Below are 25,099 nucleotides of genomic sequence, written 5' to 3'. Positions count from 1 at the left end.
GGATTTGGGCACAATGCCGGGAAAAGCACACTAGATTTGTTCACATTTTTTCGCTATCCTAAGAGGGAACATTTACGAGGAGGATGACACAATGGGAAAGTTGTTCGGAACCGACGGCGCGCGCGGCGTTGCCGGAAAAGACCTGACTCCGGAGCTCGCGATGCAGATCGGCCGCGCGGCGGCGGCTGTGCTGGCGGGCAAGACGCAGCACCGCCCCCGCTTTATCATCGGCAAGGACACCCGTATTTCCGGAGATATGCTGGAAAGCGCACTGGCCGCCGGCCTTTGCAGCGTCGGCGCGGACGTGGAGCTGCTGGGCGTCATCCCCACGCCTGCTGTGGCGCATCTGGTGCGCAAATACGGCGCGGATGCGGGTGTTGTTATCTCAGCCTCGCACAATCCGGTGGAGTTCAACGGGATCAAGCTGTTCGGCGGCGAAGGCTATAAGCTGCCGGACGAAGTGGAAGAAGAGATCGAGCACCATGTGTTCAACAACGGCGCAGAGCTGACGCTGTGCACCGGTACAGCCATCGGGACCGTCCGGCGCGTGGACACGGCTTTGTCGGATTATGTCGATTATCTGGCAAAGGCGATCGGCGCAGACCTGACGGGGCTGAATATCGCCATCGACTGTGCCAACGGAGCGGCCAGTGAAGCAGCCGGGCTGCTGTTTCCGCGTCTGGGCGCGGCGTGCCGCTTCATCGGCACGGATCCGGACGGCGGCAATATCAACGAGGGCTGCGGCTCCACCCACCTTGATAAGCTGGCAAAATACGTGGTGGACAACGGGCTGGACTGCGGCGTGGCCTTTGACGGCGACGCAGACCGCTGCCTGGCTGTAGACGAAAAGGGGCGTGAGATCGACGGCGATAAGATCATCGCCATTCTTGCGAAAGACCTGAAGGACACCGGTAAGCTGCCCGAGGATACGGCGGTCGTTACCGTAATGAGCAACCTGGGCTTTATCGAGTATATGAAGCAGAACGGCATGAAAACAGCTGTCACCGCCGTGGGCGACCGCTATGTGCTGGAGGAGATGCGCGACAAAGGCTATGTCATCGGCGGTGAGCAAAGCGGACACATCATCCTGCTGGCGCATTCCACCACCGGAGACGGCGAACTGACGGCGGGCATGCTGCTGCGCACGATGGCTGAGAAAAAATGCAGGATGAGCGAGTTGAACGACGTATATGCCCGTTTCCCGCAGGTGATGGTCAATATCAAGGCTACACCGGAGGAAAAGGCGCGCTATAAAGAGGATGAATACATTGCGGGCTTCATTGAGAGCCAGCAGCAGAGCCTGATGGGCCTGGGACGCGTGTTGGTCCGGGTCTCGGGAACAGAGCCGCTCATCCGCATCATGGTGGAGGGAAGAGACGAGGCGGCCATCGCCGCCAGCGCCGAACGCATTGCAGTGAAGATCAACGAGCGCATTCATTAACAGTAAAACGAACGGCGGGCGTGCCCGGCGCATGCAGCGCCGGGCCTTGCCGCAGAATTGGACCGGAGGTTTTTATGCGGGCAGCGGACAACTGGAAAGATTATGAGCTCATCGACGCAACGGACGGCAATCGTCTGGAGCGCTGGGGCGAAACCATCCTGGTGCGGCCTGACCCTCAGGTCATCTGGAAAACCGGAGAAAGCAGCCCGCTGTGGAAAAGCGCGAATGCGGTGTATCACCGTTCCGCTTCGGGCGGCGGACAGTGGGAATACCGGCGCAGGATGCCGGAAAAATGGCAGATCACCTATGGAGATATCTGCATGGTGGTGTCTCCTACAGGCTTCAAGCATACGGGTGTATTTCCGGAGCAGGCTGTGAACTGGGACGCCTATGCGCGGCTCATCGCGGCGGCGGAGCGGCCCATCCGGGTCCTGAACCTGTTCGGCTATACAGGCGGCGCCACGCTTGCGTGCGCGGCGGCAGGCGCCAGTGTATGCCATGTGGACGCCAGCAAGGGGATGGTGGCCTGGGGGCGGGAGAATGCCGCAGCCAGCGGCCTTGCGGACAAGCCGGTACGCTGGATTGTGGATGACTGCGCGAAATTTGTTGCGCGGGAGATCCGCCGCGGGGTGCGGTACGACGGCATCATTATGGACCCGCCCAGTTACGGCCGCGGCCCGGGCGGCGAGGTGTGGAAGCTGGAGGACAGCATCTACGATTTCATTGACCTGTGCGCGGGCGTTTTGAGCGACGAGCCGCTGTTCGTCGCGGTAAACAGTTATACTACGGGCCTTTCGCCCAGTGTGATGGAGTATATGCTCCGGGCGCGGGTATGTCCCAGGTGGGGAGGGCACACAGCCTGCGACGAGATCGGCCTGCCGGTAACGGCTACGGGCGGCGTGGTGCCCTGTGGGGCCACGGCGTGGTGGCTGGCACGAAACGCAGGGCTGTAATGCCGCGGGCATAAAACATGTATCGAAAAACAGGGGAAAGCTGTTGTTTGAGAAGAGGGGCCGCGCGGCAAAGGGCCGCGGGACAAAGGATCAGAAACGGACGGGAAAGCATGGAAGAAATGCTCAGAGCAGACAATATCACATTCAGCTATACGGACGATCAGCACCGCGCTGTGGACGGCCTTTCGCTGCGCGTAAAGCGCGGCGAATATGTGGCCGTGTTGGGGGCGAACGGGTGCGGCAAATCCACGCTGGCCAAGCATTTTAACGCCATCCTGCTGCCGCAGGCGGGCACAGTATACGTGGAGGATATGTCCACTGCGGACGAGGACAAGCTGTTCGACATCCGCCAGAAGGTGGGCATGGTGTTCCAGAACCCGGATAACCAGATCGTCGCCACCGTAGTGGAGGAGGACGTCGCTTTTGCGTTGGAAAATCTGGGTGTCCCCCCTGCGGAAATGCGGGCGCGTGTGGACGAGGCCATGCAGATGGCCGGGATCTATAAATACAGGGAAAAGGGCCCGCACAAGCTGTCCGGCGGGCAGAAGCAGCGCGTGGCCATCGCGGGCGTGATCGCAATGCGGCCGGATTGCCTTGTGCTGGATGAAGCCACCGCGATGCTGGACCCCATCGGCCGCGAAAAGGTCATGCGTACGGTACACAGACTCAACGACGACTACGGCATCACCGTCGTCCAGATTACGCATTATATGGAAGAGGCCGCCACAGCCGACCGTGTGGTGGTAATGAGCGCGGGCAGAGTGGTTATGGAGGGCACGCCGAAAGAGGTGTTCCGTAATGTGGAGGAGCTGCGTGCGCTGCACCTGGATGTACCGCAGGCCGCCGAGTTGTGCCATGCCCTCACGGCTGCGGGCTGCCCGATGGCGGATGACATCATTGATGTGGAAGAGTGCGCCGCGGCGCTGTATGAACTGCTTACAGGAAAAAAAGCGCCCGGAGCCGCACAGGAAAAAGCAGAGGAGGTGTCCGCATGTCCGCAATCGTGAAGGTGGAAGACCTCACCTATATCTATAACCAGGGCATGCCGGACGAGACTGTGGCTCTGGATCACGTCAGCTTCGAAATCGAAGAAGGCGAGTTCGTGGGTGTCATCGGTTCCACCGGCTGCGGCAAATCCACGCTCATCACGCACTTCAACGGTATCAACAAGCCTACCTCCGGCAAGGTGTACATTGCCGGTGAGGATATGTGGGCGGACCCCAAAGATATCCGCCGTTTTCGTTTTATGGCAGGTCTGGTGTTCCAGTACCCGGAGTATCAGCTTTTTGAAGAAACGGTATATAAGGACATCGCTTTCGGCCCCGCGAATATGGGGCTTTCTGCGGAGGAGATCGACCGGCGCGTGCAGCGTGCGGCCGCGTTCTGCGGCATTGACAGCTGCTTTTTGCAGCGCAGCCCCTTTGAGCTTTCCGGCGGGCAGAAGCGCCGTGTGGCCATTGCAGGTGTGCTTGCCATGGAACCGCGGCTTCTGGTGTTGGACGAACCCGCCGCCGGGCTGGACCCGGAGGGCCGGGATATGATCCTCGGACAGATACGGGAATACCATAAGCAGACCGGGTCCACCATCGTCCTTGTCAGCCACTCCATGGAGGATATCGCCAAATATGCAGACCGCGTGCTGGTGATGAACGCGGGACGCATTGCGCTGTACGACGCCACAGATAAGGTGTTTGCCCGCGCGCCGGAGCTGCTGGAGCTGGGCCTTTCGGTGCCCGAGGTGACGAAGATATTTTTGCGCCTGCGTGAGATGGGGCTGGACATCGACACCGACGTATATACGGTAAAATACGCTGTTAAGACCATCCTTGCCGCCCGTGCGGCAGCAAAGGAGGGTATGTAAATGCTGCGTGACATCACCATTGGCCAGCATTTCCCGGGCAATTCCATCCTGCATACAATGGACCCCCGCGTGAAGCTGCTGCTCACCATCGCCTATATCGTGATGCTGTTTGTTGGTTCGAATCCGGCGGGACTCGTTATTTCCATCGTGTTCCTCACTGTTTTGTACCTTGTGGCGAAGATACCGCTCAAAATCGTGGGAAAAAGCATCAAGCCGATCCTGCCCATCATTCTGTTTACGGCCGTGCTGAATCTGTTTTTTATGACGGGAACATCCGAGCCGCTGGTGTCCTGGTGGATATTGAAAATATACAAAGAGGGTATCTATTACGCCGTCATTATGGCTGTGCGCATCATCTGTCTGATCGCGGGCACGAGCCTGCTGACATACACAACCAGCCCTATTGTGCTGACCGACGCCATCGAGCAGCTTCTGCATCCGCTGGCAAAGCTGCACTTGCCGGTGCATGAGCTTGCCATGATGATGACCATTGCTCTGCGGTTCATTCCCACGCTGATCGAAGAGACGGACAAGATTATGAACGCCCAGAAGGCGCGCGGCGCGCAGCTGGATTCCGGCAATCTGCGCCAGCGTGTAAAGGCGTTGATTCCGGTGTTGATTCCTCTGTTTATTTCGGCGTTCCGCCGGGCAGACGAGCTGGCCATGGCCATGGAGTGCCGCTGCTATCATGGCGGCGAGGGGCGCACCCGCCTGAAGCAGCTGCACATGCACCGTTCCGACATCCTCATTGCTGTTGTGGCGGTGCTGGTGTTTGTCGCCATTGGTATGAGCAACCTGTTTTTTGCACGCATTGGGTAAAAGGGGTTTGTGTTAAAATCGTCCGGGAGGAATTTTATGCACGTCTGCATTACGCTGCGCTTTGCCGGCACGCGCTACCACGGGTTCCAGGTGCAGAAAAATGCGCTTTCGGTGTGCGAGGTGCTGCAGAACGCGCTGGAAAGCCTGTACGGCGTGCGGCCGCCGGTGAAAGGGTGTTCGCGCACGGATTCCGGTGTGCACGCGCTTGGGTACTGTGTCAGTTACACGCAGCCCAAGCCGATTCCGCCGCGCAAGCTTCCGCTTGCCGTCAACCGCTTTTTGCCGGACGATGTACGAGTGACGGAGGCGCACCGGGTGCCGGAGGATTTCCACGCCCGTTACAGTGCGAAAAGCAAAGAATATATCTACCGCATTCATAACAGCGCCGTGGCGGACCCGTTTCAGAACGGGTTGTGCTGGCGTTTCCCAGGGCCTTTGGATGCCGGCAGGATGGAACGCGCGGCGCAGTACCTTGTGGGAAAACACGATTTTGTGTCGTTCATGTCCTCCGGCAGCGATATCGCCGATACGGTGCGCACGGTGTATTTCGCCCATGTGCGGCGTGAGGGGGACGATATCACGTTCCATGTGTGCGCGGACGGCTACCTGTACAATATGGTGCGCATTTTTGTGGGCACGCTGGTGGAAGCGGGCGCGGGGCGCATGCCGCCGGAGCGCGTGCGGGATATTCTGGAAGAAAAAAAACGTTCGCTGGCGGGGGATACCGCTCCGGCGCAGGGGCTTTTCCTTTACAAGGTGAATTACTCCGAAGAAGAAGCCGGCAATACACAGGCCGCGCAGGAAATAACGGCGAAACAGGAATAACGAAACGCAAAAGAGAGTATACGATTTATGGAACTGATGCCACGCGAACCAGACGGGCGCGAACAGGAGAATACAACGCCGCAGAGGCCCGGCGCCCCTGCGCGGAGTGCGGTGCGTCCCGATGCGGGCGAGCCGCGCGCCATCCAAGAGCAGGTGCCCGGCGCGGAGCCCCTGCCGCCTCGGAGCAGCGCGGCACGTATTGAACGTATCCGGCGGCGCAAGCGCATGCGCCGTATCCGCGCGGCTGCGGTGTGCGCGGTGCTTTTGGCTGCGGTACTGGCCTATTTCACCGGCATTTACGGCGCGTCGCTGGCGCTGCTGGGCGATGCGGTGGACTCCATCGGCATCGCGCTGACGCCCAGCCCCGGCTATCCCGTTTCATTTACGCTGTCCGGGTATCAGAATGCGCTGCCGCTGGCAGGCGGCTTCGTGGCGGTAGGCGATAAGGACCTGGCCATCTATTCCGCGGGCGGCAACGAGGTGCGGCGCATCCAGCACGGTTACGGCAGGCCGGCCATTACGGCGGGCAACACACGTGTGTGTGTATACAACCGCGCTGGCAAGGAGCTGCGGGTGGAGAGCCGCAGCCGCACGCTGTTCGAAAACAAATTTGATGACGCCATCCAGCTCTGCGCTATGAGCCCCAACGGCACGCTGGCGGTTTTTACAAAGTCAAAGCTGTATGTTTATGACCCGATGTTTGAGAACATCTATACCTTCCAGACGCAGGACCTGCCTACAGCTCTCGCGTTTGCCGGCGACAACCGGCAGTTCGCAGCGGGGTGCCCTTACGCCGAAGGCGGCGCGCTGGGCGGTACCGTGTACCTGATGGATACACGTAAAGACGAATATGTCACCATTCGCAATACCGAGGGCATGCCCGTGAAGATCCAGTACCTCACCAATGCCGAGGTGCTGGTGCTGTACGATACTTATGCCGCGGTGTACGATACGGCCGACGGAACAGAGTTGTACCGCTATTCCTACGGTGGGCGCACGCTGCAGAGCGCGGCCATCAGCGCGGGCAAGAATGCGGTGCTGCTGTTTGGCGACGGCGTACACGGCGCATTGACGCAGCTTACGATTCTGGACGCGACCCTGTCCGAGGCGGGCAGTGCCGACGTGAACGAGCGCGCAAGCGGCGTGGCAGCCAGCCGTACCGGTGCGTTTGTTCTGACAAATGACGGTGTGCTGAGCTATGGCCTGGACGGCGTGTTTTACGGCGCAACCGTGACGGAGGCAAAGCCGCTGGCGATGGTGAACGGCCGAAAGCTGCTTTTGCTGGAGCAGGGGGAAGTGAGCGTGTTCGAGCCGCCCGCGCCGCCGTCGGCGTCCGCGGGATGACGCCGGCTACCGCAACCGAAGCATATGCGGGGGAATGCATCCCGCAGGAAAGGACATACTTATGAATATCTCACCGGCAATCATCATCGACGTCGCGCTCATCGCGGTGATCGTCGTGTCTGTGTTCCATTACGCCCGCAAAGGCTTTGTGGCGGGCTTGATGGACCTTGTGGGCAACCTCGCGTCTTTGGCGCTGGCCTGGGTGGTATCCGGCAAGCTTTCGCCCACGGTGTTTGAAAACTTTTTCAAATCGGGCCTCATCGAACAGACGGCCCGTACCATCCAGCAGCAGGGCGGGGTGAACCTGTCCGTCATTCTGGACGGCCTTTCGGGCATCCTGCCGCAGAAGTTCATCGACGATATCACGGCTTCTGCGGCCGGCATGCTGGATTCCGGTGCTCCGGATATTGCTCAGCAGGTGGTGGAAAAGATCATTGCGCCGCTGGTGGTGCCGCTCATCACCGTAGTGGTGTTTTTTGCCACATTTGTTCTGTGCCGTGTCGTCATTGCATTCCTTGTCACTGTGCTCACCAATATCAATAAGATTCCGCTTCTGGGCGGCGTGAACCGCATTCTGGGCGTGTGTATCGGCGTGGTGGCCGGGTTCATCAACGTGCTGCTCATCCTGTGCCTGCTGTGGGCCGTGGTGGTCATCACAAACGGAAATCTGCCGTTCGTCAACGATTCGTCGCTTTCGGGCAGCTATTTTTACTCATTTTTCTCCGCGTATAATCCGTTTCTGTAAGATGCGGAGAACAGGAAAGGAAATAATCTGAATGCTTTGTGTTAGATGCAAAAAACGCCCCGCCATTGTTTTTGTACAGAAGCTGGAGGCGGGCGAGGCGAAAAGCGAGGGCTACTGCCTTTCGTGTGCGCGGGAGCTTGGCATCAAGCCCGTGGACGATATTATGAAACAGTTCGGCATCTCCGATCAGGATCTGGAGGCTATGGAAGAACGCTTCGCCGGCATGATGGAAAACGGAGATATGGACCCCGCCGCCATGATGCAGCAGCTTGGGATGATGGCGCCGCAGGACGATGCGGACGGGGATGAAGCGCCGGACGACGATACGGACGAAGGCGGCGACGGCGATTTTACGCCCGGCGGCAACGCAACGTTCCCCTTCGGTATTTTCGGCGGCCGCAGGAAAACGGAAGAAGCGCCGGAGAAGGAAGTAAAGAGCAAGAACGACCGCGGCAAGAAACGCAAGTTTCTGGACAATTACTGCGAGAACCTCACCCGCAAGGCGCGGGACGGAAAGCTGGACCGCATCGTGGGCCGCGACAGGGAAATTTACCGCACCGTCCAGATCCTTTCCCGCCGCCAGAAGAACAATCCCTGCCTCATCGGTGAGGCGGGCGTGGGCAGGACGGCCATCGCCGAGGGCATAGCGCTACATATCGCAGAGGGGAACGTTCCGGCGCGCCTGCGGGACAAGGAAATTTATCTGCTGGACCTGACAAGCCTGGTGGCGGGAACCCAGTTCCGCGGCCAGTTTGAAAGCCGTGTGAAAGGGCTCATTGGCGAAGTGAAAGCGGCGGGCAATGTTATTTTATTTATTGATGAGATCCACAACATCACCGGGGCGGGGGATTCCGAGGGCGCGATGAACGCAGCCAACATCCTTAAGCCTGCGCTCTCCCGGGGGGAGATTCAGGTCATCGGCGCGACGACGTTTGCAGAATACCGCAAATACATTGAGAAAGACCAGGCGCTGGAGCGCCGTTTCCAGCCGGTGAAGATCGAGGAGCCGTCCATCGACGATGCTACGGCTGTTATCGCGGGCATCCGCCAGTATTATGAGGCGTACCACCATGTAAAGGTGAGTGAAGCCATCGTGCGCAGCACGGTCACGCTGTCCGAGCGCTATATCACCGACCGTTTCCTGCCGGATAAGGCCATCGACCTGTTGGATGAGGCCTGTGCCTGCTGCAGCCTGCGCCACCCGGAAATCACCGAATGGGTGGAAAACGAAAAGCACCTTGCGGGCCTGAAAGAGCAGGAGGCTGAGCAGGAACAGGCCAAGGAGGGGCCGGACTACGAGAAGCTGGCGCAGATCAAATCCGAGATCATCCGCCTGGAGGCAGAGCTGCCCGCGCAGCGGGAGGCCGTGGACGGCATCCAGGTGACGATGGAGGATGTGGCAAAAGTCATTGAGCTTTGGACGGGGATTCCGGCCGCAAAAGTAAAGGAAACCGAGTATACAAAGCTTGCGCATCTGGAAGAAAACCTGAACAGGGTCATCATCGGCCAGCCCGAGGCCGTGCATCTGGTGGCAAACGCTGTCAAACGCAGCCGCGCAGACATCTCAGCGCGCCGCCGTCCGGCCAGCTTTATCTTCGTCGGCCCCACGGGTGTGGGCAAAACAGAGCTTGTCAAGCAGCTCGCGCTGCAGCTGTTCGATACGGTCGACCCGCTTATCCGTCTGGATATGTCGGAATTCATGGAAAAGCACACGGTCAGCCGCCTGATCGGTTCGCCGCCGGGCTATGTGGGCTATGACGAGGCCGGGCAGCTGACGGAGAAAGTGCGCCGCAAGCCATACAGCGTGGTGCTGTTTGACGAGATCGAGAAAGCGCATCCGGATGTGATGAACCTGCTGCTTCAGATCCTGGACGAAGGAAAAATCAACGACGCCCAGGGCCGCACGGTCAATTTTGAAAATACGGTCATCTGCATGACGAGCAATGCAGGCTCCGGCGACAAGACCGGAGAAACAGGCTTCAACCGTACCATCGCTCAAATGAGCAGGGATAAGTCCATCAAGGCGCTGGGCGAATTTCTGCGGCCGGAGTTTATGAGCCGTGTGGACGAGATCGTCACTTTTGCGCCGCTCTCTCCGGAGAGCCTGAAGCGGATCGCCGCTCTGATGCTTGGCGAGTACAAGGAACCTCTCGCGGCAAAAGGCATCGGTCTGAGCTGGACAGAAGCCGCGCTTGCCCTGCTGTGTGAAAAGGCGAAGGGCGGCAAGTTCGGCGCCCGCGATCTGCGGCGTGTCATCCGCAAAGAGGTGGAGGATGCCATCGCCGGGAAGATCATCAGCGGCGAGCCGCTGACGGCCATTGAGGTGGATACGCAGGACGGGGATATCGTACTGCATTGCTGAGCGCCGCGCCGGAGAATGATGCAAAAAAGCGGCCCTGCTGCTGGAATGCCAGCGGCGGGGCCGTTTTTCAGATGTTATTTTTCGGGCTTGACCGGGAAAAATTCCAGAAGGATATCGGGCAGCAGGCCTGCTGACGGCAGCAGGCGGACGAGGTCTGCTTCATCTTTCGGCTCGCGCGGCAGCACCATGCCGCCGCGTCCACGGTCCTCGGTCTCGTGATGATCGGAGCCGGAAAAAAACAACAGGCCGTTTTCGCGGGCGAAGCGGAGCGCGTCATCGTTGTGAGAGTCATGACGGGCGTTGCCGTTGAACACCTCCACGCCGTCCAACAGGGCGGGGTCCTCCCGCGTCAGCCCGGTGCGAAACGGGTGTGCCTGCACCAGCAGCAGGCCTTCGCGGTCCGCCAGGGCGCGCAGCTGCGGGATGGTATACCGGTGCAGCTCCGGCGTACTGTAAAGCAGTTCGGGCGTAGCGCCGAACAGGAGATAGTCGTTGTCGCTTGTGGTGGTGCGAAACTCAAGCCCGCAGTAAATGTGCAGGCCGGCCTGTGCCCCTGCTTCACACGCGGCGCGGTAGCCGGACAGAAAGCAGTCGATCTTTTGTGTCCAGCTTCCTGTAAGGCTGTCGAAATAGCCATGGTGGAAGTGGTCTGTAATAACGGCGCCGCCGTAACCGGAGCGTTTGAGCTGTGTGACGAGCTGCACGGCGGGCAGGCGGCTGCAGCCGCTCACTTCAGAGGTGTGGCAGTGTGTTTCCAGTTTGAACATTGCAGAAAGCTCCTTTTCGCAGAGTGGGCCTGTGCCCGGCAACCAGTATACTACTTTTTCAGCGCTTGTGCCAGTCTTGCGGCCAGGTGTAAGAGGAAATAATTGCATTCCCACATCAAAAAGGATAATATAAAGAAAAGAGACCAGCACAAGAGGAGGCAATGGATATGGCACAGGAAGATTACCGCAAGGCGCTCCGCCTTGGACAGAAAGAGTTCCGGTCGAGCGTGCTGAAAGGGACTTACCCGTATTTGCAGGCACTGGACGAGATCCTGGAGCACACCGCGGTGGAATATACAGAACCGCTCGGCGTTGTAAATATCCCTTTGGCATCCATCGTCGGTACGAAAACGGCCGGGCGCAAAACGGCATTTGCAGGTAATTTCATGCCGCTTCTGGATGAGGACACTGAATTTGCCCAGAAATGGAACGCGCTGTGCGACGCGCACTTGTCCGTGGGCATCCGGGACCCCATCAAGGCCTACGAATACATGAACAAGTTCTATGTGGAAGAGGGCAACAAGCGTGTCAGCGTAATGAAATACTACGAGGCGATGAGCATTCCCGGCTCTGTCACGCGTATCGTGCCGCGCCGCTCAGAGGACAAGGAAAACAAGATCTATTATGAATTCCTGGATTTTTATGATCTGACGGGGGTCAATTATCTATGGTTTTCCCAGCTGGGACGCTTCCGGGCAATGGACCAGGCGGTCAACAGCCGCCCGGGGCAGCCGTGGAGCAAAGAAGACCGGCGGGACTTCCAGACGGCATATTACAATTTCGAGGATGCGTTCCACCGCTGCGGCGGCGCGCGGCTGCCTATTACCGTGGGGGACGCGCTTTTGAAATTCGTGGGTGTGTATCCTTATGAGACGATCAGGGACAAAACGGGCCGGGAGATGGCGGCAGAGCTGGAAAAGATGTGGTCCGAGATCGAGGCCCTCACACAGGACGAAGCGGTGGAGCTGTCTCTGGAGCCTACGACGCAGGCGCCGCCGCTCATCAGCCGCATCTTGCCGCTGGAACAGTCCCGCTTGAATGTGGCCTTCCTATATGAAAAAAGCGCGGATACCAGCGCGTGGACCTATGCCCATGAATTCGGGCGCGGTCATGTGGATGAGGTCCTTGCCGGGCGGGTGTTCACCAAGGGCTACGACAACATCCGGGTGGGTGAAAACGACGACGAGGTCATTGAGCGCGCCATTGCCGATGGAAACGACGTGCTGTTTACCACGACGCCGAAGCTGATGGAATGCAGCCTGCGTGCGGCCATCCGTCATCCGGAGGTAAAGATACTCAACTGCTCTCTGAATATGGACCATCCCAGTGTGCGCACCTATTACGGCCGCATTTATGAGGCTAAATTTCTGGTTGGGGCAATCGCGGGTGCGCTGGCCGACAATAACCGTGTGGGATACATTGCGAATTATCCCATTTACGGGATGGTCGCGGGCATCAATGCATTCGCGCTGGGCGCAAGGATGGCCAATCCGCGTGCCAAGGTTCATTTGATGTGGACCGGGGAAAAGGGTGTGGACGCGCTGAGCGAGCTGGAAAAACGCGGCGTCGAGCTGATCTCCAGCCAGGACGCAGGGCTGCCGCGGGGCGATAAGCACTATGGCCTGTACCGTTTGGACGGGGAGGAGCCGGTGCCTCTGGCAATGCCATTCTGGCATTGGGGAGAATTTTACGAGCGTATCCTGCGGGGCATCATGGATGGCCGCTGGAAGCTGGAGGGCAACGAAGCGGGCCGTGCGGTCAATTACTGGTGGGGCATGGCCTCGGGAATGATAGACGTGCTGCAAAGCCGCAGCCTGCCCCGCGGGACGAAGCGCCTTGCCGCGATCCTTCACAAAGGCCTGTGCTCGGGCACGATCGTCCCGTTCGAAGGAGAACTGTACGCCCAGGGCGGCGTGATGATACAGGCCGAAGACAAACAGATGGAGCCGGAGGAGATTCTGCGCATGGACTGGCTGGCGGAAAATGTGGAAGGCCATATCCCGGCCTTTGACGACCTCATTGAGGAGGCGAAGCCGCTGGTGCGCCTCCAGGGAATTTACAAGGAGGCACAGGTGTGAAGATTCTGGCAATTTCCGATGTGGAATCAAAATATCTCTGGGATTATTTTCAGCCGGAAAAGCTGGAGGGAGTGGATCTGATCCTTTCCTGCGGCGACCTGAAGGCGAGTTATCTCACACTTTTGGCAACGTTTACCCACGCGCCGCTGCTGTATGTACACGGCAACCATGATACGGACTACCAGCGCAGGCCGCCGGAAGGCTGCACCTGCATCGAAGACACGGTTTACGAGGTGAACGGCGTGCGCATCGCCGGGCTGGGCGGCTCAGTGCGGTACAAGCCGGGGCCGTTTCAATATACACAGAGGGAAATGGAACGCCGTGTTGCACGGCTGTCCTCCAAAATACGCCGTATGGGCGGGGTAGATATCATCGTTGCCCATGCGCCTGTCCGCGGCTGCAACGACGGAGAAGACCCCGCACATATGGGTTTTGACTGTTTCAACGCCATGCTGGGACAGTTTCAGCCGAAGTACTTTGTGCATGGACACGTTCACCTCAACTACGGCCGCATCCCACGCTGTGCGCAGTGTGGGGAAACACAGGTGATCAATGCCTACGAGCGGTATACGTTCGAGCTGGAAACGCCGGAGGCTCCGCCGGCGCCTCCGCAGCGGCCGTTCGGTTCTCTTTTGGTGCCCAAGCTGTTCTGGAAAAGCAAATGAAAGCAAGAGCCCGGCTCCCAAATGCACAGGCGCAGTAATGCGCCGCTTGGGGCCGGGCTCTTTTATAGGGGGCTTGTGTGCTATCGATGCCTTTACACGCTTTCAGACTGCCGTTCTCCCATTCTGCACCAGTTGATAAAGCCGTAGATATCATTGACGAGAAAGGCCGTAAAGCATACCACGACGGACAGATAGGATGTATTTTGACGGGCAGCCAAAATCCATAAAACAATGAGAACGATGTCGTTGGCCGCGTACCCGAGCGCATAATAAGGACTTCTTTTATAGGTAAGATACACCGCGATGAAGCTTGTCGTTACAGAAAGGGTGCTCGGGACTAAGTTGGCCGTTTGAAAATACCCCAGTATGAAGTAAAAAAGCGCAGTGACAAGAATTGCCGCCAGATACATAAAACGCCATTCTGTTCGGGCCAGGTGATTGACGCTGACTTCCATCCGGTTCCCGTTAAACGGGTTTTTCAACCAGGAAATAAGAGCGAACACCGCCATCGGCATAGTCATACCTACATAAGTAAGCATTTCTCCATAATAGGAAAAGGTGAAAGAAATGATTCCGTAAAGCAGGCTGAAAAGAATCATAAGAAGTTGACCGAACGGATTTCCCTTTGCGTTAAAAATGAGGGATGTGACGCCGAGCAGCGAAGCAAAAAGCGTGAAATAATTGCTGCGGTCGAAAAAATAAAAAGCCGCAATGATCACAAATACGGAACCAAACCACAGCGCTCGCTCGCCCTTGGTGAAATAGCGGCGCAGTTCTTCAATTTTTTTCATACAACCTCCAAAAAAAATAAGCATTCGCATGCACATCTTCTCAGACCTAACGATGTACAAACGAATGCGAATTGCATTCCTACCCGGTGGCAGTGATATTCACATATGAAAGCGGCTGCTTGTGCCGCGCAATTTCGGAAAAAAGCAGCATCCGCAGATGCTGCCTTTTGGAGCAGATGATGGGAATCGAACCCACACGACCAGCTTGGAAGGCTGGAGTTCTACCACTAAACTACATCTGCAGGATAATTGTTTATTTAAATCAGCTTATATATTATAAGCGGTTTTCAGATGTTTTGTCAAGAGGGGATTTGTTCGTAAAATCGCATCTTTTTGTTTGAATTGCATTTTGTGGGAAATAATGGTATAGTAATAAAGAAAAGTATCCGCAGGCACACCCGGTGAGGGTGCATGGCGGAGGCGCTGGAAAGGGAGGGGTTTTATGAACGATTTTGTTTTGAGCTGCTGTTCCACCGCAGATCTTACGGCAGAGCACTTTGCGGCACGAGATATCCATTATATCTGTTTTCACTATTCCCTAAATGGGAAACAGTACGCCGACGACTTGGGCAAGTCCATGCCGTTCGATCAGTTTTACCAAGCGATGGCAGACGGAGCCGAGACGCAGACGTCCCAGGTAAACGTAGAGGAATTTACTGCTTATTTCACGCCGTTTTTGGAACAGGGAAAAGATATTCTGCATGTCACGCTTTCCTCGGGTATCTCGGGCGTATACAATTCCGCCTGTGTGGCGCGGGAAGAACTTCTGCAAAAATACCCGGATCGGAAAATCTATATTGTAGATTCTCTGGGCGCTTCGTCAGGTTACGGCCTGCTGATGGACCGTCTGGCAGACTTAAGAGATAAAGGTGAAGATGTAGATTCTGTATATGAATGGGCGCTGGCCAACCGTCTGCGTCTGCACCACTGGTTTTTTTCGACAGATCTCACGTTCTATGTGAAAGGCGGGCGTATTTCGAAGGCGTCCGGATGGTTCGGTACGGTGCTCAATATCTGTCCGCTGCTGAATATGGATGACCAGGGCCGTTTGATTCCGCGTTCCAAGATACGTGGAAAGAAAGCCGTTATCAAAGAGATCGTTTCCCGGATGGAACAGTTTGCCGACGGCGGGACGAATTACAATGGAAAGTGCTATATTTCTAATTCCGCCTGTTATGAGGACGCCCGCGCAGTGGCCGACCTGGTGGAACAGAAGTTCCCCAAGCTGAACGGTAAAGTGGAAATCAATCACGTGGGTACTACCATCGGCAGCCATACCGGTCCCGGCACGGTGGCCCTGTTCTTTTGGGGCTCCGAGCGCAAGGAATAAAACGGGGCGGCTGCCGGCCAAATCGTAAAAGAGAGCCCGCACTGCGTCTCTTTCGAGGCGGGCGCGGGCTCTGTTTTGTGATTGGCCGGTTTGGCACCGCTGCAGAAACGTCATGTGCAAAGTAGTACCAGCCCATTGTGAGCCGGCTGGTAAAGGGGGATACGTATGAGAGTCGCTTATGAGGAAATGGCGCGGGAATTTGCCCGTGTGCTTGAAAAAAAGGGCTTTGCGGCGCAGGACGCGGCGGATGCGGCGGATATTTTTGCTCAAAACAGCCTTGCGGGCGTATATTCACATGGGTTAAACCGTTTCCCTCGCATCGTCCGTTATTTGGACAAAGGGGAGATAGATCCCCGCGCCCGCGCGACCTGTGAACTGCGTGCCGGCGTGCTGGAACGCTGGGACGGCCATAGAGGCTTTGGCCCGCTGAACGCCCGGCGTGCGATGGAACGCGCCTGTGTGTTGGCAAAAGAGAACGGCGTCGGTCTGGTGGCGCTGGGAAACAACAACCACTGGCTGCGCGGCGGTACTTATGGCTGGCTGGCAGCAGACAGAGGCTTCATCGGCATCTGCTGGTCCAACACAATGCCCAATATGCCCGCATGGGGAGGGAAAGACCGCAGGATTGGAAACAACCCGTTCGTTTTGGCGGTGCCTCGCTCCAACGGCGAGCATGTTGTGCTGGACTGCGCGGTATCCCAGTTTTCTTACGGAAAGATCGAGGACTGTCGGCTGCGGGGCGTGCAGCTGCCCGTGCCGGGCGGTTACGATACAAAAGGGGAACTGACGCGCGACCCGGCTGAGATTGAAAAGACGGGGCGCGTACTGCCCATGGGGTATTGGAAGGGCAGCGGACTTTCCATCGTGCTGGACCTCATCGCCACGGTGCTCTCGGCAGGCAATTCGGTGCAGAAGATCGGAACATTCGGTGATGAAGTGGGTCTGACACAGGTCATGATCGCCATCGATCCCCAAAAATTCAATACGGCACAGCAGACGGACGCCATCGTGGACGCGATTCTGGCAGATGTGAAGGCCTCTGAGCCGGTTGAGGAAGGCGGACAGACAGTTTATCCCGGCGAGCTTTCGCTGCGGAACATCCGGGAAAACAGATGCAAGGGAATCCCTGTGATCCGGGAGATATGGGAAGCGGTACAAAAGATGTGAAAGGCGGGAAGCTGTGATACGCGGAGTTTTATTTGATATGGACGGATTGATGTTCGACACGGAGCGCATCGGCCATCGGGGTTGGAAGTATGGAGCTCAGGTGCTGGGGCTAGAACTGCCCGACGAGGTGATCGCGGCGGGCCGCGGCATGAGTGTGGCTGACAGCCGTGCGATGTATCTGGAACGCTTGGGCCCGGAGGTGGACTATGATGCATTGCGTGCACTGCGTGTGGCGTACGCAGATGAGGCCATCGCGCGGGATGGGCTGCCGGTGAAGCCCGGCCTGCGGCAGCTTCTGGAGCATTTGCGGGCTGTGGGCATCCCTGCGGCTTTGGCAACGGCCACTGTGCGGGAAAAGGCGCTGCTCTATTTAAAAATGGCAGGCGTAGACGGCTTTTTTGAAGCTGCGGTGTGCGGCGACGAGGTGGCACATGCAAAACCGGCACCGGATATCTTTTTGGCGGCAGCAAAGGCACTGGGCGTACCCGCAGAGGAGTGTCTGGTGCTGGAGGACAGCCCCAACGGACTGCGGGCGGCAAGGGCTGCGGGCTGTAAGGCTGTCGTTGTGCCTGATATCACTCCCATCCCGCCGGAAAGCGAAGGGCTGTGGGCGGCCCGCGCGGCGACGCTTGCGGATGTGATCCCTCTTTTGGAATGCCTGTAAGGCATGCGGCAGCGATAGCCTGAAAACAACAGAATTTTGATTTTTAAATATTTAAAGACGGTGCGGCGGTTGCAGCACCGTCTTTTTGTTCTGCAATATGGATCGTGTCCGCTTACGGCTGAAGAAAAATCATACTATATTAAAAACCGATGAATGATATAATGCACAGTGAAAAATGAATTCGTGTAAGAATTCGTGGTATTTGCATAGATCTTGCCTGGAAACAAGCGTATAGGAATGTATAAGGCGTGTAGCTCCGTGTGGACGGCAAAGCCTTATTGAATGTGATAGGAGGAGCAAAAATGCTTGGACAGATGAAAAGACAATTGGAGAACAGCCGCTGCTTCAGGCAGGGAATGGAGAAAGATCTGGAAGAGTGTGCGGAGGCACGATGGCTGGCAAAGCCTGTATTAGACTCCCGCGCTCTGCCGCTGGATTCGGATAATGTGAGGCTGCAAGGCCCCGGAGTTATGAGCTTTGAAAAAAAGCATACCATTTCCGGCAAAGGCAGCATAAGGCTGGATGTGCCTACGGATGGTTGCCGCAGACATCCCAGCAACCGCGCATTTTCGGTCACGACCATGATGCGCCTGCTTCCTGGCGAAAATTTGGAGAGGTTTAACCGTATTTCACTTTGGATCTATGTCGATTCACCGGCGATTGCGAATAACTTCATGGAGCTTTCTATACATAATCAGGGAAAGCATATCATGCCGCTCCCGGGTCGGTTTGAAGGCACGCATACATTGGGAATCCCACACGGAGAGTGGCAGCATGTCGTTTGGGAATTCCCTTATGTCTATCGCGATTTTGTCACAGGTATTTCTCTGGCAATCCATGCACACCGCACTCCGGTGCCTGCGCCGCAGGGCATAACGGTCTATGTGGATAATATGTGTCTGGAGCAGGTGGAAGCAGATCATTATAAAGGGTTTGACCTGCGTGCGAATGCAATTGCTTATTGCCACAGCGGCTACCGTCCGGAAGCGGTCAAACAGGCTTACGCGCAATCCGGTTCAGGGATGTTTTATCTGCGAAACAGCAGCGGCGAAGTGACGTTCCAAGGCAATTGTGTCCCTCAGGCGAATGGACTCCGGCAAATGGATTTTTCCCCGGTGAAAGCGGAAGGGTGGTATACTCTTGAAGTGGATGGAAAGAAGAGCCGTCCTTTCCGTATCGGAAGGGACGCCTATATCCCGGCCGCATGGAAAACACTGAACTTTTTCTTTTCAGAACGTTGTGGCTTTGACGTACCCGGAATCCATACAGAGTGCCACATGGATGTTATGAGCGTCCATCCGGACGGGAGGCGGCTCCCGGTCTGTGGGGGGTGGCATGACGCGGGCGATTTGACGCAGGCGGCCATCAATACGGCCGAATCGGTTTTCGCCATGCTGGAATTGGCAATCGCCGAGAGGGAGGCCCAACCGGAACTGTCGCAGCGTGCCAAAGAAGAAGCCCGCTGGGGATTGAACTGGCTGATGCGCACCCGCTGGGGCGATGGATACCGACACAACGGAACAGTCATCGGCTTTTGGAGCGACAACATTCAGGGGACCTTGGATGATATCAATGCCGATTCCGGCAACCGCCCTTTCGATAACTTTATGATTGCGGGCGTGTGCGCCAAAGCAATCGCCCTTTTCCGGGATGAAGATCCGAGATTCGCAGATTGGTGCGCCCGCTGTGCCAAAGAGGATTTTTCATTTGCTCTGGCCGCAATGCATCAGTCTCGGGACAACGAGTCGGCAGGGGCGCGCTATACGCAGCTTCAGATGAACGCTCAAGCTGCAATCTCAGCTATGGAGTTATATGAAGCGTTTGGAGAAACTGAATACCTTTCCCGTGGCGTTTCCTTTGCAAGAATTCTGATGGCATGTCAGGCATCCGCGGTAGACCCCAGTTTTTCTATCCCATTAAGAGGCTATTTCTATGAGAATGAAACGCATGAGCGAATCCAGACCTATTATCATCGTTCTTACGAGCATGCGCCGATCAAAGCATTCGCTATGCTGTATCGCTTGGCTCCAGAGCATGAGGACGCAGCCCGCTGGAAAAACTCTTTGGAACTTTATCGGGAATATGTAGCGCTCACTTCACGCATGGTCCCTTACGGGTTGCTGCCCAACGGTATATATGAACTGGACAATACGGATTTTTCGACGATAACGCATGAAGGCACCCGTGCCGCCGGAGCGCCGAGTCTTGAAGAATACAATGCTCAGGTGAGAAACGGCATCCGGCTGAACGACCGCTTTTATCTGCGTGTTTTTCCCGTTGCTTATCAGTTCCGCGGGTTCCATGCTACGCTGATGGGCAGAGCCCTTGCAGCTATGGAGCTGGCGCGTGCGTTAAACGACAGAGAAATCAAGCAGGTCGCGGTTCGTCAGATGGAATGGATTCTCGGCTGCAATCCCTTTGCTGTCAGCAGTATGTATGGGGAGGGACACGATTATCATCCTCTTTATGCGCCGATGTCCCCGCAGCTTGTAGGCGCGGTACCAGTAGGGTTCGAGACCTTTGAAAACGAAGATCAACCGTTCTATCCGATGCAAAACAATGCGACATATAAGGAGGTTTGGGTACACACAACCTGCCGCATGATGTGGTTGATCGCCATGCTGTAACTGCGGGATGCCATTTGGGGCGGAAAAGGGCGCTGGACCGTGTTGCCATGGGATGTTGCGTGGCTGCTATGCCTCCTGAAGCTTTTCTTCCGGTGCAGCATGATAAAAGTGTCCGTGCCAAGAAAACGACCTCTTTTTTGTTCATTCTCCACATTGATAATTTTTTCATAATCCCGTATGCTGAAAGCAGCAAGGTTCCCAACGAAACGGAGGAGAGAAAAATGGCGGAAAATATGGTTTTGTCGTTTGATGGGACGAAGCTGTTTGTAAACAAGGAAGTGGATATGGACTGCCGCGCTGTGTGCGTGATCGTGCACGGCCTGTGCGAGCATCAGGGACGTTACGATTACCTGGCGGAAAAGATGCATGAAATGGGATTCGGCACCTACCGCTTCGACCATCGCGGCCATGGCCGCTCAGAGGGTGAACGCACTTATTACGACGATTTCAATCAGCTTTTGGACGACGTAAACGTTGTGGTCGATATGGCTGTCAGCGAAAATTCGGCGTTGCCGGTATTTCTGTTGGGGCACAGTATGGGCGGGTTTGCCGTGGCGCTGTACGGCGCAAAATACCCGAACAAAAATCTGCGCGGTATCATCACCAGCGGCGCGCTCACCCAGGACAATGCGGGGCTGATTTCCGGCGTGCCCAAAGGACTGGAGCCGCACCAGAAGCTGCCGAATGAGCTGGGGGCGGGAGTATGCTCTGTTCCGGAGGTCGTGGATTGGTACGGCAAGGATCCGTACAATACTCAAACATTTACCACAGGCCTATGCTATGCCATCTGTGACGGTGTGGCGTGGTTCAAAACCGCAGTGAAGGATTTCACCTATCCGGTTCTGATGCTGCATGGCGAGAAGGATGGATTGGTGAGCGTGCAGGACACCTATGATTTTTTTGCGGCCGCGTCTTCGACGGACAGGCAGATGAAGATATACGGCGGACTGTATCATGAGATATTCAACGAATATTGCCGCGACGAGGTCATTTCAGATACATTGCGCTGGATGCGCCGCCGCCTGTAACGGGTGAAGGCAAAACGGCGGTACGGAACAGAAATGCAAAGAAGGGACGGCCTGCGGGCCGTCCCTTCTTGTCTTGCGGAGCATATGAAAGATGAAGAAGTGCTGTCAGTATCGCATAAAATCACTCAGCTCGGAAGCGTCCGTCATACCGGTTGCAAACGCTTTTGCGCGCAGCGCCGCATACAGTTCGGCAAACGTGGCTTCAATGTAAGGATTCACGAAGAACACCCCAATACCACAGGCAAGCGCTCCCAGAAAAAGCCAACCGAAGAACGAGAGCTCCAGAATGAAAATATTGAACTTCTCGCCATCTGTCATCTGGCGGCTGAGCTCCAGCGCACGCTGGTAGGTCATGTAAGGATTTTCCGCCATCAGGTAATCCACCATGCGGTATTGGTATGCTTTATAGATGCCGGGGATCACAAACAGCAGGCTCCACAGGAAAATAAACAGATTTTTCATAAACATCACTTTCACCACGTTGCGGTAAGCTGGGCCGCCGAACGCGGAGAACAGCGACGAGAACGGAGCGTTGCCCACCCGGCTCTCCATAAAATAGCGGCACTTGCCGACTGTCACAGGATTGCTGACAAACACGGAAAAGAGAACGCCAACCACCATTGCAATGAGCGCGAAGCCGAATGCGGCGGCGGCCACAGCGCCGAAATAGGGCAGTACGGCAGGGCCATATCCGTATTGATAGTTGTAATGATCGGAACCTGTGGTATAATTAAATGTCAGTGTGGGGCCTATGTTGGAAGAGCCCCCCGCGAGCAGGGAAGCCACGAAGGCGACGAGCAGCGCCATCCAGTAGTTGTTGCGCAGCACCTGCTTGGCGTTCATTTTTAAAAGATCACGCGTCCACATGAAACAAAACCTCCTCAAATCTTTTGGGATACACCCCATTATAGGGCTTTACCGGCGCTGCGTCAAACCATGAAGAAAAATATTGCACAGGCTCGTAATTTATATATGCAGCCGCGGCCCGTGCGCTGAAAGCAATCTCTTGTGAAGGAGCATCCGACATGAAAAAACCGACCTTGCGGGAGATGTTCACTATCCCGAACATCCTCAGCTATTTCCGCATTCTGCTGATCCCTTTGTTTGTGTATCTGTACTTTAAAGCGGAAACGCCCCCCGAGTTTTTTCGGGCGGCTGTGGTACTGGGGATATCCGGCTTCACAGACTTGTTCGATGGTAAAATCGCGCGGCGTTTCAACCAGATTACGGAGTTGGGCATTTTGCTGGACCCTGTGGCGGACAAGCTGACGGAGGGCGCTGTGGTGCTCTGCCTGATGACACGGTATCGCTGGGTCGCTGCGCTTGTAGTGCTGTATGTACTTAAGGAAGGCTTTATGGCTGTGGCGGGGCTGGTGATGCTGCGGCGCGGCAAAAAATTGGACGGCGCAAAATGGTTCGGCAAGGTGTGTACCTTTGTATTCTATCTGGTGACGGTCACGCTCATTCTATGGGTGAGCATCCCACCGACAGTGGCGGATATACTCATTGCCGTCTGCGGCGCGGTCATGGCTTTTACGCTTGCGATGTATATTCCGGTTTTCGTGAAGATGAACCGGGAGGCGAAGGCGGACGCGGGAGAAAAGTAAATATTCCGACGGCGGATATTCAAAAAGCCAGGCATTCCTTATAAGGAATGCCTGGCTTTTGCACACGGACGTGCTGTTCAGTCTGCCGTGCCGTAGATTTCCTTCGCCATGCGCAGTGCGGCCCAGGCCTTGGGCCAGCCTGCGTAAAAAGCAGCGTGGGTGAGAAGCTCGGCCATTTCCACAGCCGTTACGCCGTGTTTTTTTGCGTTCTGAATATGATGCTGCAGAGAACTGTCGAGAATTCCGCTGGCCATCAGAGCCGTCACTGTGACGATGCTGCGGTCGCGGGCGGAAAGCTGTTCCTCTCGCGCCCAGACCTGCCCGAACAGCACATCGTCGTTCAGTTCTGCGAATTTTGGTGCAAAAACGCCCATGGCGTCCCGTCCTGCCGTTATTTTTTCAATCATACTTTTCTCCTTTTGTTTTTTCGAAATCCGAAAATGGTCCATGAGCTCAATCCAGATAAATCAATTCGTATTCCCGGACGCCTATGCCCAGCGCACAAGCTGTTTCAACCGTGTGGATACCGTTGCGGGATTCCATGCGTTCGATGAGCGCGGCTTTTCCGGGGTCAGGGGAGGCATATACCGCGTCCACACAGGCCTGGTCCAACGCTACGGGGTCCAGAGAGGCAAAGACGCCTATGTCGGCCATTTCCGGTTCGTGTGGGTGCGCGTCGCAGTCACAGTCCACGGAAAGGCGGTTGGCAACATTGATAAAAGCCATGTTCCGCCGCCCCAGATATTCTACAACGGATTTGGCCGCGTCGGCCATGCACTCCAGAAAAGAGTTGTGATCGGCCGTCCATAGCTCCTCTGGAACACCCACACCGTGAATATGTGCTTTGCCGTGAGCAGAGGCGATGCCGATGGAAATATTTTTCAATGCGCCGCCGAAGCCTCCCATCATGTGGCCCTTAAAGTGAGAAAGAACCAGCATAGAGTCGTAATTCCGCAGGTGCGCTCCGACAAAATTTTCCTGCAGATGCATACCGTTTGTGACAGGCAGTGCCAGCTCGCCGGTTTCATCCATGATGTCACAGGGTGCGATATCCAAAAAACCGTTCTCCTGAATGGCCTTCCAATGCTCCTGTGTGGTGTTCCTCCGGCCTTCGTAAGCGGTATTGCACTCAACGATGGTGCCGTGCAGACGTTCTGTCAGCGGACCGATCAACGCGGGCTGCAAAAAGTTATGTCCGCCCGGCTCTCCGGTAGAGATTTTCACTGCGGTCTTTCCGCTCAGCCGGATGCCGAGCGCGTCATAGAGACGGTCCATCGCCTGTGGTGTGATCTCCCGTGTAAAATATACCCTTGCTTTCGCCATATAGCTTCCGCTCCTTTCCATGAAAAATGCGTTATAATGAGGCATAATCTTCTGTAGGCAGGAATTCCGCCACTCATTGGATGCGCCTTCTGCGGGGACCTCCACGGCCAGATGCTGGAACCAGCAGTCCACGGCGGCGCCATGCCAATGCTTGACCTCCGGGGGAATATTGACAACGTCTCCGGCGGCCAGTGCCCGTGCCGGTTTTCCGTCCTCCTGATACCAGCCGCGTCCCCCGTTACAAGCAGGATCTGTCCGCCCTTGTGGTGGATGTGCCAGGCGTTGATCGTACCGGGGGCAAAAGTCACAACGCCGATGCCGACGCCGGAGGTTGTAAGCATATTCAGATAGCATTCACCCGTAAAATATTGCGCGTAGGCAGTGTTTTCAGCTCCGATGGGAAAAACCGCGCCGCCGCCGAGTTCCCGCTTCATTCGGTTTGCATCCATGAAGATTTCTCCTTTCAATCGCAGACCTCCATTTGAACCGCTGAAAAGAGCATACACCTTGGAGCAGACTCGAAGTCAATAGTTGTTTTGAAATATTTTTGGGATATTGTTGTTAAGGAATCTCTGATTTAATCCGGGCTACCGCGCATGCGCGAGAGATGGTAAAATAACACCATCAAAACGATGGAGGAACAAGGAAATGAAGCAGGAAACATTTACGGACATCGAATACAGCTACCGCAAGAAGAAAACG

22 protein-coding genes and 1 tRNA gene are annotated in these 25,099 nt (G+C 56.2%); 17 read left to right on the top strand and 6 right to left on the bottom strand.

The genetic code is table 11. The features are described 5' to 3' along the window. The first annotated feature begins 91 nt into the window (after positions 1 to 91). The 9 genes from glmM (at position 92) to IIY41_RS07235 (ending at position 10,350) form a co-directional block, all read left to right on the top strand. Positions 92 to 1,441 (top strand): phosphoglucosamine mutase, encoded by a 1,350-nt coding sequence (gene glmM / locus IIY41_RS07275; protein ID WP_009325553.1) that lies wholly within the window; start codon positions 92 to 94, stop codon positions 1,439 to 1,441. Positions 1,442 to 1,515: 74 nt separating this feature from the next. Then, entirely contained in the window at positions 1,516 to 2,394 is an 879-nt protein-coding gene (locus tag IIY41_RS07270) for a class I SAM-dependent methyltransferase (RefSeq protein ID WP_287400194.1), read from the top strand. Positions 2,395 to 2,504: 110 nt separating this feature from the next. After that, on the top strand, positions 2,505 to 3,401 hold the full coding sequence (locus IIY41_RS07265) for an energy-coupling factor transporter ATPase (protein ID WP_009325555.1): 897 nt from the start codon (positions 2,505 to 2,507) through the stop codon (positions 3,399 to 3,401). After that, positions 3,386 to 4,255 carry an energy-coupling factor transporter ATPase gene (locus IIY41_RS07260; RefSeq protein ID WP_123158350.1) on the top strand — a complete coding sequence of 290 codons (870 nt, stop codon included), beginning with the start codon at positions 3,386 to 3,388 and terminating at the stop codon, positions 4,253 to 4,255. Before IIY41_RS07265 ends, IIY41_RS07260 begins: the two co-directional genes overlap by 16 nt. Continuing rightward, the gene (locus tag IIY41_RS07255; protein ID WP_050005901.1) at positions 4,256 to 5,074 is read left to right on the top strand and encodes an energy-coupling factor transporter transmembrane component T family protein; all 819 of its coding nucleotides are present in this window, start codon (positions 4,256 to 4,258) and stop codon (positions 5,072 to 5,074) included. A 36-nt stretch (positions 5,075 to 5,110) separates the two neighbouring features. Next, positions 5,111 to 5,899 carry a tRNA pseudouridine(38-40) synthase TruA gene (gene truA, locus IIY41_RS07250; RefSeq protein ID WP_154521343.1) on the top strand — a complete coding sequence of 263 codons (789 nt, stop codon included), beginning with the start codon at positions 5,111 to 5,113 and terminating at the stop codon, positions 5,897 to 5,899. A gap of 27 nt (positions 5,900 to 5,926) precedes the next feature. Then, positions 5,927 to 7,243: a DUF5711 family protein gene (locus tag IIY41_RS07245; protein WP_058722666.1), complete on the top strand. Its 1,317-nt coding sequence runs from the start codon at positions 5,927 to 5,929 to the stop codon at positions 7,241 to 7,243. Positions 7,244 to 7,304: 61 nt separating this feature from the next. Further along, positions 7,305 to 7,988 (top strand): CvpA family protein, encoded by a 684-nt coding sequence (locus IIY41_RS07240; RefSeq protein WP_050005898.1) that lies wholly within the window; start codon positions 7,305 to 7,307, stop codon positions 7,986 to 7,988. Between the two features lie 31 nt (positions 7,989 to 8,019). Further along, on the top strand, positions 8,020 to 10,350 hold the full coding sequence (locus IIY41_RS07235) for an ATP-dependent Clp protease ATP-binding subunit (RefSeq protein ID WP_287400192.1): 2,331 nt from the start codon (positions 8,020 to 8,022) through the stop codon (positions 10,348 to 10,350). Between the two features lie 74 nt (positions 10,351 to 10,424). Here IIY41_RS07235 and IIY41_RS07230 read toward each other — a convergent pair whose 3' ends face one another. Then, positions 10,425 to 11,117 (bottom strand): PHP domain-containing protein, encoded by a 693-nt coding sequence (locus IIY41_RS07230; protein WP_195839736.1) that lies wholly within the window; start codon positions 11,115 to 11,117, stop codon positions 10,425 to 10,427. Positions 11,118 to 11,284: 167 nt separating this feature from the next. Here IIY41_RS07230 and IIY41_RS07225 point away from each other — a divergent pair, with 167 nt between their 5' ends. Together IIY41_RS07225 and IIY41_RS07220 are read left to right on the top strand one after the other, a co-directional pair. Continuing rightward, entirely contained in the window at positions 11,285 to 13,195 is a 1,911-nt protein-coding gene (locus IIY41_RS07225) for a BMP family ABC transporter substrate-binding protein (RefSeq protein ID WP_058722663.1), read from the top strand. Then, positions 13,192 to 13,860, top strand: coding sequence for a metallophosphoesterase family protein (locus tag IIY41_RS07220; protein ID WP_009325564.1), 669 nt, complete (start codon positions 13,192 to 13,194; stop codon positions 13,858 to 13,860). The genes IIY41_RS07225 and IIY41_RS07220 overlap by 4 nt, the downstream gene beginning before the upstream one ends. Before the next feature lie 92 nt (positions 13,861 to 13,952). On the opposite strand, the gene pnuC is transcribed toward IIY41_RS07220, so the two are convergent. Together pnuC and IIY41_RS07210 are read right to left on the bottom strand one after the other, a co-directional pair. Then, positions 13,953 to 14,651: a nicotinamide riboside transporter PnuC gene (pnuC, locus tag IIY41_RS07215; RefSeq protein ID WP_243134012.1), complete on the bottom strand. Its 699-nt coding sequence runs from the start codon at positions 14,649 to 14,651 to the stop codon at positions 13,953 to 13,955. A 168-nt stretch (positions 14,652 to 14,819) separates the two neighbouring features. Next, a tRNA-Gly gene (locus IIY41_RS07210) sits at positions 14,820 to 14,893 on the bottom strand. Positions 14,894 to 15,093: 200 nt separating this feature from the next. On the opposite strand from IIY41_RS07210, the gene IIY41_RS07205 reads away from it, so the two are divergent. The 5 genes from IIY41_RS07205 to IIY41_RS07185 all read left to right on the top strand — a co-directional run bounded on the left by IIY41_RS07205 (position 15,094) and on the right by IIY41_RS07185 (position 21,467). After that, positions 15,094 to 15,981, top strand: coding sequence for a DegV family protein (locus IIY41_RS07205; protein WP_058722661.1), 888 nt, complete (start codon positions 15,094 to 15,096; stop codon positions 15,979 to 15,981). A 165-nt stretch (positions 15,982 to 16,146) separates the two neighbouring features. Further along, the gene (yiaK, locus tag IIY41_RS07200; RefSeq protein WP_009325567.1) at positions 16,147 to 17,148 is read left to right on the top strand and encodes a 3-dehydro-L-gulonate 2-dehydrogenase; all 1,002 of its coding nucleotides are present in this window, start codon (positions 16,147 to 16,149) and stop codon (positions 17,146 to 17,148) included. 13 nt (positions 17,149 to 17,161) lie between these two features. Beyond that, positions 17,162 to 17,812, top strand: a complete 651-nt coding sequence (locus tag IIY41_RS07195; RefSeq protein WP_040910263.1) for an HAD family hydrolase — start codon at positions 17,162 to 17,164, stop codon at positions 17,810 to 17,812. Between the two features lie 260 nt (positions 17,813 to 18,072). After that, positions 18,073 to 20,439 (top strand): glycoside hydrolase family 9 protein, encoded by a 2,367-nt coding sequence (locus tag IIY41_RS07190; RefSeq protein WP_287400191.1) that lies wholly within the window; start codon positions 18,073 to 18,075, stop codon positions 20,437 to 20,439. Between the two features lie 221 nt (positions 20,440 to 20,660). Further along, the gene (locus tag IIY41_RS07185) at positions 20,661 to 21,467 is read left to right on the top strand and encodes an alpha/beta hydrolase (protein ID WP_009325571.1); all 807 of its coding nucleotides are present in this window, start codon (positions 20,661 to 20,663) and stop codon (positions 21,465 to 21,467) included. A gap of 105 nt (positions 21,468 to 21,572) precedes the next feature. Here IIY41_RS07185 and IIY41_RS07180 read toward each other — a convergent pair whose 3' ends face one another. Then, positions 21,573 to 22,334: a DUF975 family protein gene (locus IIY41_RS07180; RefSeq protein WP_287400190.1), complete on the bottom strand. Its 762-nt coding sequence runs from the start codon at positions 22,332 to 22,334 to the stop codon at positions 21,573 to 21,575. 158 nt (positions 22,335 to 22,492) lie between these two features. Between IIY41_RS07180 and IIY41_RS07175 the strand changes: the two genes are divergently transcribed. Then, on the top strand, positions 22,493 to 23,074 hold the full coding sequence (locus IIY41_RS07175) for a CDP-alcohol phosphatidyltransferase family protein (protein WP_009325573.1): 582 nt from the start codon (positions 22,493 to 22,495) through the stop codon (positions 23,072 to 23,074). 77 nt (positions 23,075 to 23,151) lie between these two features. Here IIY41_RS07175 and IIY41_RS07170 read toward each other — a convergent pair whose 3' ends face one another. Both IIY41_RS07170 and IIY41_RS07165 read right to left on the bottom strand, forming a co-directional pair. Continuing rightward, positions 23,152 to 23,481 carry a carboxymuconolactone decarboxylase family protein gene (locus tag IIY41_RS07170; RefSeq protein ID WP_154521358.1) on the bottom strand — a complete coding sequence of 110 codons (330 nt, stop codon included), beginning with the start codon at positions 23,479 to 23,481 and terminating at the stop codon, positions 23,152 to 23,154. A gap of 46 nt (positions 23,482 to 23,527) precedes the next feature. Further along, positions 23,528 to 24,397: a DUF362 domain-containing protein gene (locus IIY41_RS07165; protein WP_154521361.1), complete on the bottom strand. Its 870-nt coding sequence runs from the start codon at positions 24,395 to 24,397 to the stop codon at positions 23,528 to 23,530. Positions 24,398 to 25,099 lie beyond the last annotated feature (702 nt).

The sequence above is a fragment of the Ruthenibacterium sp. genome (assembly GCF_017421385.1).
GTDB classification, from domain to species: Bacteria; Bacillota; Clostridia; order Oscillospirales; family Ruminococcaceae; genus Ruthenibacterium; species Ruthenibacterium lactatiformans.
This window is presented reverse-complemented; position numbering and strand designations above follow the sequence as displayed.